This window comes from Thermus sp. H19.2 (assembly GCF_054979525.1).
On sequence record NZ_CM143429.1, the window covers coordinates 1,175,619 to 1,185,867 of the forward strand.

Here is a 10,249-nt window from a genome sequence, read left to right on the forward strand (position 1 = left end):
ACCATGAAGGCCAAGGCCCTCCGCCCCTGGACACGGCCCCTCGCTTTGTACGGGGGGCTGGTTCTTGCCCTCGGGGTCTTTGTGGAGCTTGCCGAGGACGTGTACCGCCGGGAAGGGTTTCCCTGGGACCAAGCCCTCCTCGCCTGGCTCCACGCCCTACGCTCCCCCCTTCTGGACGGCCTGGCCCACCTCCTCACCCAAAGCGCCTCCCTCCCCGTCATGGCCCTGGCCGTGGCGGGGGTGACGCTCTGGGCCCTCCGAGCAAGCCTTCCTTGGCCCCGATTCGTTCTCCTCCTCGGGGGGAGCGAGGCCCTGAACCTTGCCGGGAAGTACTTCTTCGCCCGTCCCCGGCCCCACCTCTTCCCCCAGCTCGCTCCCGAACACGACTTCAGCTTCCCCTCGGGCCACACCATGGCGAGCCTGGCCCTGGTGCTGGGGCTTTTCTGGCTGCTGGAGGAGAACCCCAAGGCCTCGCGCCTCGTCCTCCTCCTGGGGCTTCCCTGGGCTTTGGGGGTGGCCCTCTCCCGGCTCTACCTCCAGGTGCACTACCCCTCGGACGTCCTGGCGGGCTGGGCCCTGACCCTGGCCTGGTTCTTTGGCCTCCGCCTTATTCTGGGGAGAGGGGATGCGGCTCCTTCTGGTGGAGGATGACCCCCGGGTGGGGGAGCTGGTGAAGGAGGCCCTCGAGGCCGAGGGGTACGCCGTGGACTGGGCGGAAAGCGCCGAGGAGGCCTTGGGGCTTCTGGAGGCCTTTCCCTACGACCTCGCCATCCTGGACGTGATGCTCCCCGGCATGGACGGCTTCGCCCTCCTCAGGCGCCTTCGGCAGAGATGGCGCCTTCCCGTCCTTATGCTCACCGCCCGGGGGGAGGTGGAAGACCGGGTGGAGGGCCTGGAGGGGGGAGCGGACGACTACCTGGTGAAGCCCTTCCACCTCAAGGAGCTCCGTGCCCGGGTGCGGGCCCTGCTCCGCCGGGCCCACGGGGAGGCGGAAAACCTGGTGCGGCGGGGGCGGCTCGCTCTGGACCTGGAGGCCAAGCGGGCCTACTGGGAGGGCCAGGAGGTGCGGCTTTCGGGCCGGGAGTTCGCCCTTTTGGCCTTTTTGGCCCTGAACGCCGGAGGGCACTACCCGCGGGAGGTGCTGTTGGAAAAGGTCTGGGCCGGGGAGGAGGGGGTGGACCCCAAGGCGGTGGACGTCTACGTCTACCGCCTCCGGAAGAAGCTTTCCGAGGACGCCATCCGCACCGAGCGGGGGCTGGGCTACACCTTCCTGGGATGAGCCTGCGCCTCCGCCTCACCCTCTTCTACGCCCTCCTCCTGGGCCTGGTCCTGGGAGGGCTTGGCCTCTTCCTGCGCTACGCCCTGAAGAGCGCCCTCTACGGGGCCCTGGACGCCACCCTCCAAGACGCCCTCCTCCTCGCCCGCCCCCTGGTGAGCGAGGAAAACGGTCACCTTCGCCTGGAACAGGAGCCCGAGGCCTTCCCCCGGGACCTCGCCCTTTTTCTGGTGGCAGGAAGCCGCGTGGTGGCGGCTGAAGGCCCCCCCTTTCCCCCGCCTTCCTCGGTGCGGGAGGGCTGCTTCAGCCAGGGCGAGGTGCGCTACTGCGCCCTCTGGGGAGAGGGCTACCTCCTGGTGGCCGCCCGCTCCCTGGAATGGGCCGACCGGGCCATGGACCGGGTGGAACGGGTTCTCCTCCTGGCCTTTTCCGGGGCTGTGGCCCTGGCCTTTCTCCTGGGCTACCTCCTCACGGGAAGGGCCCTGGCCCCCCTGGACCGCATGGCCCGGAGAGCCTTAGAGCTCGCCCAAACCCCCGACCCCAAGGGAAGGCTTCCCGAGCCTCCGCGCCTGGACGAGGTGGGCCGCCTGGCCCGGGCGCAAAACCTCCTCCTAGGGGCCCTAGAGAGGCTTCTGGAGGCGGAAAGGGGATTCGTCCGCCACGCCGCCCACGAGCTCCGCACCCCCCTCACGGCCCTCATCGGCCGCCTGGAGCAGGCCCTGGAAGCCGAGCCCCCCACCCGTCGCCCCCTGGAGCGGGCCCTGGAGGCGGCCCTCCACCTCAAGGCCCTCTCCGAAAGGCTCCTCCTCCTGGCTCGGGCCGAAGCCCCCTTGCGGCGCGAGCCCCTGGACCTGGTGGGGGTGGTCCTCGAAGCCCTGGAGGACCTGCCCAAGGAGGGGAAGGCCCTGGAGTTGGACCTCCCTCCTTCCCTCCCCTACCGGGGAGACCCCGACCTCCTCAAGGCCCTGGTGCGCAACCTTTTGGAAAACGCCCTCCGCCACGCCCGAAGCCGGGTGGTCGTCCGCCTCGCCCCGGGGCCCATCCTTTCCGTGGAAGACGACGGTCCTGGCATCCCCATAGAGGAACGGGAGGCTATCTTCCGGCCCTTCTTCCGGCGGACCCGAGGCCAAGGGAGCGGGCTCGGCCTCACCCTGGTGCGCCGGGTGGCCGAGGCCCACGGGGGGGTTGTGCGGGTGGAGGAAAGCCCCCTGGGCGGGGCGGCCTTCCGGGTGGGCCTCTAGTGGGGTAACCTTAAGGGGAGACGCATGCGGGATGGCGGGAGGGGAAGGCGGCGCATGATCTACTGGGCCCTGGGGCTCGGCCTCCTCCTCGTTCTCTTCATCAACGCTCCCTGGATCGTGCAGCAGGGGTACGCCCTCTACTACCGCTCTGCGGTGAGCCGCCTGCCCGCCTTCCCCGTGCCGGCCCACGCCCGCCTCCTCGTCCTCGCCCCCCACCCCGACGACGAGAGCCTGTGCTGCGCCGGGCTCATCCAGAAGGTGCTCCAAACCGGAGGCCAGGTCTACGTGGCCTGGATGACCCTAGGGGACGGCTTCCAGTGGGACGCCGCCCTCCTAGACCGCACCCTTAGGCCCACCCCCAAGGACCTCCAGGCCCTGGCCCTGCGCCGGGAGGCCGAGGCCAGGGCGGCGGCCCGCGCCCTGGGGATTCCCGAAGGCCACCTTTACTTCCTCGGCTACCCCGACCGGGGCCTCCTCCCCATGTTCTTGGAGTACTTCTATACGCCTTACCGCTCCCGGGCCACGGGGCTTTCCCGGGTGGTCTACAAAGGGGCCCTGTCCCCGGGTGCCCCCTACACAGGAGAGGCCTGGGAGGAGGACCTCCGCCGGGTCCTTAAGGAAACCGCCCCTACCTTGGTCCTGGCCCCCGCCCCTGAGGACGCCCACCCCGACCACCGGGCCACGGGGTACATGGCCTTGAGGCTCCTGGGGGAGATGGGGGCCCTGGATCGGCTCCTCTACTACGTGATCCACGGGGGCCTGGAGTGGCCCCTGCCCAAAGGCCTCCACCCCACCCTCCCCCTGGAGCCCCCGCCCCGGGGCCGCCACCTCCCCTGGCGCCGCCTGGACCTGAGCCCCGAAGAGGAGAGAACCAAGCTTCAGGCCCTGAGGGCCCACCGGAGCCAGATGGAGCTCCTGGGGCGCTTCATGGAGGCCTTCGTCCGCAAAAACGAGCTCTTCGCCCCCTACGCCCCCTAACGGTTGCGGCTGGAGCGCACCTTGCGCACCCGCTTGGGCACCAGGTGGTCCTTGGGGATGACGCTTATGGTGCCGTCCACCTCCAAGACCGCCGCCAGCACGTCCTTGAGCTCCATGACCCCGTGCTCTCTGAGGGCGGCCATGAGTTCCTCCAGGTCCACCCCCTCCCGCTTCAGGTGCTCGAGGATGGGCAGGCCGTCGTGCACCAACAGGGTGGGCTCCCCCCTTATGCGCCGCGCCCAAGGGCTTCGGGAGAAAAAGCGGTCCAAGAGGAGGAGCGCCCCCGCCCCCGAAAGCCCCCCCACCAAACTGTTGTCGGGCCCGATCATGGCGTTCTGCACGGCGTTGGAAAGGAGAAGCAAGGTGAGCAGGTCCAAAGGGGTCATCTGGCCCAGGAGCCGCTTTCCACTCCAATGGAGAAGGACGAGGAGCACCCCATACACCACCAGAACCCGGAACAGGGTGAATAGGATCGTGAGGGGGTCGCCAAGAGCCTCGCGAAGGTGGGCATCCATGGGCCCATTTTGAGGGCCGCGAAGGCCAGCGCGCCAGGGCACCCAGAGGGCTGTAGCCAGCGCCGTCCCCCTAGAGAGGTCCCGGCTAAGTGCCCACACGTGGGTTTCGCAACACGCGATGCCCGAGCTAGGGCTGGAAGAAGACCCTTTTGGGGCCCCCACCGCGGTGAAAGCCGCAGTGGGGTACTTAGACTTGGGCAAAGGGGAGGGGTTCAGGGGACCTGGCCCATGACCAGGAAACCGGAGCCCTTCCTAAAGCCCCGGCCAGGCCCTCAGCGCCCGTGGCCCCATCCACGCCCGGCCGGGCTGGCCTTTCCTTGGTCCTCCCGGTGGCCTCCCCCGTCCTCCGACGGCCCCTTCTCTGGCTTAATACGGACCAGATGGCCGTCCTCCAGGGCGAACCCCCTGGCGCGCAGGAGTTCGGGCAGGGGCACAAGCTTACCCTCCACCGAAAGCTTCACCTCGCCAAGCCCCTTCCCCTTGCCTTCCACCACCACGGGCACCTGGTAGGCGGTGCCATCCGGCAGGGTGACGAGCAAGAAAGCGGCTTGTTGCAGAGCCTTCGGGGCGAGGTCCCCCCCCGGCTGCCAGACCACGTGGCCCTCGGCGTCCACCAGGGCGAAGGCGGTTCCCTCCGGCCAGGTGGCAGGGAGGGAAGGGGACACAGAAACGGCCGCCCAGGCCAGGCCCAAAATCACCAGGAACAGCATGGGTATCCTCATACGCCCACCCCCTTCACCCTCATCTTAGCGCCCCACCTGAAACCAGACGGAAACCCCTAGGCCTCCGAGGCCTCTTCCTCGGGCGGGAAGAGGAGGCGGGCCCGCTCGTCGTAGGCCAAAAGCCCAGCGAAGCGGCCCCACTCCAGGAGCCTGCGCCACACCCGCCTGGCCTCCCCGGGGGGAAGGCGCATCTCCAACCTGTCCAGCACCTCCTCCTCCCGCACCCGCCCCCGGGCCAACACCTCCCGGTGCAGGTCGGCTACCAGGGGAACGTGGCGCAAGAGGTGCTCGGCGAAGATCTCCTTTTGCCGGGGAAGTTCGGCCTCGGCCAGGGCGAATCCCGCGGCGGAAAGCTCCACGTCCCCCTCCGCCACCCTGGCGAAGCCGAGGAGCTCCAAGGCCTCGAGGAGGGGCAGAAGGTCGTCCACCTCCAACCCCTCCTCCTCCGCCAACACCGGCAGGTCGGCCCGTCCCCCAAGCCGTCCCAGGGTCTCCACCAGGGCCAAAAGGGCCCCCACCGGGGCCTCGGGCAGGCGGTAGGCCACCTCCTCCACCCGGCGCTCCACCTCCTCCCGGTGGGTGAGCTCCACGTAGAGGCGGTCGGTGAGGGCCAAAAAGCGCGGGTCCTTGGGGTCCCGGGGATGGGGAAGGCGGATGGGCACCTCCGCCGCCACCCTGGCCGGGCTACCCTGCAGGACCAGGGCCCGGTTCGCCAAGGCCACCGCTTCCTCCATGTTGTGGGTGACGAGGAGGATGGCCTTGGTGCCGAGCTTCCCCGCTTCCCAGAGGTCCAGGAGGTCCTCCCTCAGGCCCTCGGCGGTCAGGGGGTCCAGGGCGGAGAAGGGCTCGTCCATGAAGAGGATCTCGGGCTCCACCACCAAGGCCCTGGCGAAGCCCACCCGTTGGCGCATCCCCCCGGAGAGCTCCTTGGGAAGGGCCCCCTCAAAGCCCTCCAGGCCGACCAAGGCGATGGCCTCCCGGGCCTTCCTCTCCCTTTCCTCCTTGGGAAGCCCCCGGGCCTCGAGGCCCAAGGCCACGTTCTCCAACACGGTGAGCCACGGGAAGAGGGCGAAGCTCTGGAAGACCATGGCCATCCCCTCCACAGGGCCCTCCACCCGCCTCCCCTTGAAGCGCACCTCCCCCTCGTCCGGGGGGATAAGCCCGGCGAGAACCCTCAAGAGGGTGCTCTTCCCGCCCCCGGACCGCCCCAGAAGGGCCACGATCTCCCCCTCCCGCACCTCCAGGCTCACCCCGGCCAGGACCCGGTGCACCCCGTCTCCCGCCCGGAAGAACTTGCCCACGTTTTTGGCCTCTAGCAGGACCACGCCCACCCCCTAGAGCCTAAACCGCTCCTCCGCCAGGCGATAGAGCCTGCGCCAGAGAAAGCGGTTCAAGAGGAGCACAAAGCCGCTCATGACCACGATGCCCAAAAGAAGCCTCCCCTCGTCCCCCGCCTCCGTGGCCTTGGCGATGTAGGCCCCAAGGCCCGTGGCCTCCAGGGTCCTCCCGTGCCAGGAGACAACCTCGGCCACAATGGAGGCGTTCCAGGTGCCTCCGCTTGCGGTGATGAGCCCCGTGACCAGGTAGGGAAAGACCCCGGGGAGGAGAAGCCGCCGCCAAAGGAGGAGCCCCCTCAAGCCGTAGGCCTTGGCGGCCTCCTTGAGGTCCGAGGGCAGGGCCATGGCCCCCGCCACCACGTTGAAGAGGAGGTACCACTGGGTCCCCAAGGCCATGAGGAGGGCGGAGAAGACCTCGAGGGATAGCCCGTGGCGCAAGAGGAGGTAGGCGGCGAAGGGGTAGAGGAGGTTGGCGGGAAAGGCGGCAAGAAACTGCAGCAGGGCCTGGACCCGCACCGCCAAAGCGGGCCTTCCCCCCAGGACCACCCCCACGGGCACCCAGACCAAGGCGGCGAGGACCAGGATCCCCAGAACCCTAAGAAGGGTGAGAAACCCCAGGCCAAGCGCCCTCGGCCACTCCCCCGGGCCCAGGGCGAAAAGGGAGGCCAAAAGGCCATAGGCCCCGTAGAGGCCTGCCAGGGTGAGGAGAAAGGGTAGGAGAAACCCCGGGAGGTGAACCCTCCCCACCGGTGCCCCCTTCCAGGCCACGGCCCGCCGCAGGAGGGCCTCCGCCAAGACCTCCCCCAGGGCCCGCGCCACCCGGGTGCGCCGCAAGAGGTCCAAGACCCAGCTCCTCGCCGGGGCCTTCCCAGGGCGCTCCTCGTACTTAAAGCGCTCGCTCCAGGCCACCAGGGGCCGGAAGAGGAGCTGGTCATAAAGGAGGATGGTGAGGAGCATGGCCAACGTGGCGTAGCCCACGGCGGGGAGGTTACCCTCTTGCAGCGCCCGGGCCAGGTAGGAGCCCACCCCCGGGAGGTCCACCTCCGTCTTCCCCACGCTGATGGCCTCGGAGGCCACCACGAAGAACCAGCCTCCCGACATGGACATCATGGCGTTCCACACTAGGCCCGGGAGGGCAAAGGGAAGCTCCAGCCTGAGAAAGCGCTGGAGAGGCCGCAAGCGGTAGAGCCTTGCGGCCTCGTCCAGGTCCCGAGGTAGGGTCTTCAAGGACTGGTAGAAGCTAAAGGCCATGTTCCAGGCTTGGGAGGTGAAGACCGCGAAGACCGCCGCCAGCTCGTACCCCAGGGCCTTCCCCGGGAAGAGGGCCGCCAGGGCCCCCACGCTGGCCGCCAGGAAACCCAGGATGGGCACCGACTGCAGGATGTCCAGAAGGGCCACCAAGAAGGGCTCCAAGCGGGTTTTGGCGGCGAGAGGGGCGTAAACCAGGGCGAAGAGGGTGGAGAGGAGGAGGGCAAGCCCCATGCGAAAGCCGGTCCTTAGAGCGTACTCGGGAAGCCGCCAGGGGTCCAGGGAGATGGGCTCGGGCCTTAAGGGCTCCGCAACCTCCCTCGAGGCCGCCAAGAAAGCGGCGAGGAGGGCTACGGCCACCAAGAAGGCCAGGAGATCGTAACGGTTAGGCCGGGAAAACTCGCCAGAACGCACGCCGCCCTCCCTTCAGCCCAGCGTAGGAGCGCCCCCAACCCGGGGCCAGGGCAAAAGGGGTGGCGCCCAGCCCCTTTTGATTTTCCGCCGCGAAGACCGCCATGCCTTCCCGAGTTTAATCCCGCACCCCAGCGCAACCGCACCCAACCCCTGCCCCAAAGGGGGAGCGGTCTTTCCGGACTTAGGCTCCCGCCTGGCCCCCCATGACGGGAGGGGTTATCCGCCTGTCCGTTGGGACCAGGCCACCCCAAAGGCGATGAGGAGAAGCCCCGGCAGGTCCCCTGGACCCGGGGCTTCCCCCAGGAGGAGGGCGGCGAAAAGGAGGGCGAGGGCGGGAGTTAAGTACCCCACCGCGGCTTTCGCCGCGGCGGGGGCCCCAAAAGGGCCTTCTTCTCACCCTGTTTCGGGCGTCCCATGTTGCGGAAACAACGTGCGGGCACTTAGGTTCATGAAAGGAGCCACCCGGCTTGCGGAATGACGCCGGAGCACCTCGCCCCACAGGGTGAAGGCGAGAAAAACCCCACCCGCCGCCGTGTAGAGGAGGGCCAACCAAGCCCCGGAGCCCACCTCAGGCCAGGACTTTAGAAGGGCCACAGGCAGAAGGAGGAGGCTCCCGAGGAGCATGCTGGCCGCCGTCACCTCCAAGGGAGCCCTCTTCCTCACCGCCAGGGTGACCCCCACGCTGTAGACACCCCCCATGAGGGCGGCGAGGACCAGCAGGGCGTCCCCCCAAAGCCTCGCCCCGCCGCCGCATCCGAGGCCGGGGCCAGGCGCATACCGGTGAAAAACACCAAGTTGAACAGGGCTATCCCTGAGAGGGCCAGGAAGAGGGTTTCCCCCAGGGGCGTAAGCCCTGGGAGCCTCCGCAAGAGGAGGAGAAAGAGGGGCAGGGCCAGGGCGAAGCGGAGAAAGGAACCCCACTCGGGCGGGATCTCCCTCATGGCCACCCTCGAGGCCACCACGTTCAGGCCCCAAAGGAAAGGCGGTAAGTAGACCAGAGGGTCCTGCCAGGGAGGCCGCCCGCCCAGGCCTTCTACTCCCCTTCCTCTTCCCGGCGCTCCTCCCACAGGAAAACCCTAAGCCTTCCCTTAGGCGTCCCCAAGACCTCCTGGAAGATAGCCTCGGCCTCCCGCTTCAGGGCTTCCTTCTCCTCCCGGGTGAGGGGCCTCTCCCGGGAGACCAAAACCTCCAGCATGGGCACGGATCACCTCCTAGACGAACCTCAGGGTGAGGGCCCGCCCCCCGGTGCCCACCAGGGTGAAGAGGTCGCCCTTAGAGGCGGGCTGCACCGGGGCCCAGGCCCCGGACATCACGATGTCCCCGGGCTCCAGGGCCACCCCGAAGGCGGCGAGGGCGTTGGCGAGCCAGGCCACGGCCCTTGCCGGGTGCCCAAGGCAAGCCGCCCCCGCCCCCTGGGCCACGGGCTCCCCGTTCTTGTAGAGGACCAGGCCCAAGGCAGAGAGGTCCTCCTCCAGGAGGGCCCGCTCCCAAGGGGCTACCAGAAAGCCCCCGAAGGAGGCGTTGTCCGCCACCGTGTCCTCAATGCGGATACGCCAGTCCCGGATGCGGGAGTCCACGATCTCTATGGCGAAGGCCACGGCCTCCGTGGCGGCCAGGACCTCCTGGGGGGTGACCCCGGGGCCCTCCAGCCTCCTCCCCATGAGGAAGGCGAGCTCCCCCTCCACCCGGGGCTGGAGGAAGCGCTCGGCCTCCACCTCCACCCGCTCCCCCACCCCGAAGAAGCAGCTAGCCCAGAGGTTCCCGAAGTCGGGCTGGTCCACCCCCAGCTGCTCCTGCACCGCCTTGGAGGTGAGGCCGATCTTCCGCCCCACCACCCGGTCCCCCTTCCTTAGGCGCAGGGCGTTCCAAGCCTCCTGCACCCGGTAGGCGGCCTCTATCCCCTTTAGGCCCCGGTCCGAAAGGGGCTCTATGGGCCTCCTCTCCTCCCAGGCCCGTTCCAGTTCCTCGGCGAAGGCTTCTGGACTCACAGCACCCCCTCGTACACCTCGTTCAGGGAAAAGCGCACCGGAGGGCAGGCGAGGTCCACCAGATCCCCCTCCCGGTAGACCCAGGCCTCCCCCTCCCGGAAGTACCCCTCGGCCCGCCGCTCCCGGCTGTCCAGGAGGAGGTAGGCCTTGAGGGAAGGAAGCTTAAGGTAGCTCCGAAGCTTCCGCCCCCGGTCCATGGCCTCGGTGCTCTCCGAGAGGATCTCCACGATGAGGCAGGGGCGTTCCTCGTACCGGGGGTCGGCAGAGGGCTCGCAGACCACCATGAGGTCGGGGTAGAACACGTCCTCGCCCACCCTAAGCCGCATGTCCGCCACGTAGGCCTCGCACCCCGCATCTAGGGCCGCGGGGGCGAGGCGCAGAAAGAGGCGGGTAAGGAGGCGGTTATGCTCCCTCCCCGCCCCGGCCATGGCCAGGAGGCGCCCCTGGACGAGCTCGTGCTTCTCCTGAGAAGCCTCCTCCAGGGCGAGGTAGGCCTCCAGGTCCCACGCCTTCTCCCTTAAGGCCATGGC

Annotated in this window: 13 protein-coding genes; 4 read left to right on the forward strand and 9 right to left on the reverse strand. The window is 68.9% G+C overall.

What is annotated here, in order from left to right:
• Positions 1–3: 3 nt before the first annotated feature.
• Genes ACY5J6_RS06355 through ACY5J6_RS06370 form a run of 4 tightly spaced genes read left to right on the forward strand, consistent with a single transcriptional unit; the run spans position 4 to position 3,495 of the window.
• Positions 4–651: a phosphatase PAP2 family protein gene (locus tag ACY5J6_RS06355; protein WP_462844162.1), complete on the forward strand. Its 648-nt coding sequence runs from the start codon at positions 4–6 to the stop codon at positions 649–651.
• Positions 626–1,279: a response regulator transcription factor gene (locus ACY5J6_RS06360; RefSeq protein WP_462844163.1), complete on the forward strand. Its 654-nt coding sequence runs from the start codon at positions 626–628 to the stop codon at positions 1,277–1,279. The genes ACY5J6_RS06355 and ACY5J6_RS06360 overlap by 26 nt, the downstream gene beginning before the upstream one ends.
• A complete protein-coding gene (locus tag ACY5J6_RS06365) occupies positions 1,276–2,517 on the forward strand; it encodes a sensor histidine kinase (protein WP_462844164.1) in 1,242 nt (413 codons plus the stop codon). Before ACY5J6_RS06360 ends, ACY5J6_RS06365 begins: the two co-directional genes overlap by 4 nt.
• A gap of 24 nt (positions 2,518–2,541) precedes the next feature.
• On the forward strand, positions 2,542–3,495 hold the full coding sequence (locus ACY5J6_RS06370; RefSeq protein WP_462844165.1) for a PIG-L deacetylase family protein: 954 nt from the start codon (positions 2,542–2,544) through the stop codon (positions 3,493–3,495).
• Here the strand turns inward: ACY5J6_RS06370 and ACY5J6_RS06375 are convergent.
• From ACY5J6_RS06375 to ACY5J6_RS06415, 9 genes are all read right to left on the reverse strand, one after another.
• On the reverse strand, positions 3,492–4,010 hold the full coding sequence (locus ACY5J6_RS06375) for a DUF421 domain-containing protein (protein ID WP_462844166.1): 519 nt from the start codon (positions 4,008–4,010) through the stop codon (positions 3,492–3,494). The genes ACY5J6_RS06370 and ACY5J6_RS06375 overlap by 4 nt on opposite strands.
• 272 nt (positions 4,011–4,282) lie before the next feature.
• Positions 4,283–4,720 carry a hypothetical protein gene (locus ACY5J6_RS06380; RefSeq protein WP_462844167.1) on the reverse strand — a complete coding sequence of 146 codons (438 nt, stop codon included), beginning with the start codon at positions 4,718–4,720 and terminating at the stop codon, positions 4,283–4,285.
• Positions 4,721–4,788: 68 nt separating this feature from the next.
• Positions 4,789–6,057 (reverse strand): ABC transporter ATP-binding protein, encoded by a 1,269-nt coding sequence (locus tag ACY5J6_RS06385; protein ID WP_462844168.1) that lies wholly within the window; start codon positions 6,055–6,057, stop codon positions 4,789–4,791.
• 9 nt (positions 6,058–6,066) lie between these two features.
• Positions 6,067–7,731 carry an ABC transporter permease gene (locus tag ACY5J6_RS06390; protein WP_462844169.1) on the reverse strand — a complete coding sequence of 555 codons (1,665 nt, stop codon included), beginning with the start codon at positions 7,729–7,731 and terminating at the stop codon, positions 6,067–6,069.
• 393 nt (positions 7,732–8,124) lie between these two features.
• A complete protein-coding gene (locus tag ACY5J6_RS06395) occupies positions 8,125–8,412 on the reverse strand; it encodes an EamA family transporter (RefSeq protein ID WP_462844170.1) in 288 nt (95 codons plus the stop codon).
• A complete protein-coding gene (locus tag ACY5J6_RS06400) occupies positions 8,391–8,672 on the reverse strand; it encodes a hypothetical protein (RefSeq protein ID WP_462844171.1) in 282 nt (93 codons plus the stop codon). Before ACY5J6_RS06400 ends, ACY5J6_RS06395 begins: the two co-directional genes overlap by 22 nt.
• Positions 8,673–8,764: 92 nt before the next feature.
• On the reverse strand, positions 8,765–8,926 hold the full coding sequence (locus ACY5J6_RS06405; RefSeq protein WP_462841936.1) for a hypothetical protein: 162 nt from the start codon (positions 8,924–8,926) through the stop codon (positions 8,765–8,767).
• Positions 8,927–8,942: 16 nt separating this feature from the next.
• A complete protein-coding gene (locus ACY5J6_RS06410; protein WP_462844172.1) occupies positions 8,943–9,719 on the reverse strand; it encodes a 2-keto-4-pentenoate hydratase in 777 nt (258 codons plus the stop codon).
• A complete protein-coding gene (locus ACY5J6_RS06415; protein WP_462844173.1) occupies positions 9,716–10,246 on the reverse strand; it encodes a Uma2 family endonuclease in 531 nt (176 codons plus the stop codon). Before ACY5J6_RS06415 ends, ACY5J6_RS06410 begins: the two co-directional genes overlap by 4 nt.
• Positions 10,247–10,249 lie beyond the last annotated feature (3 nt).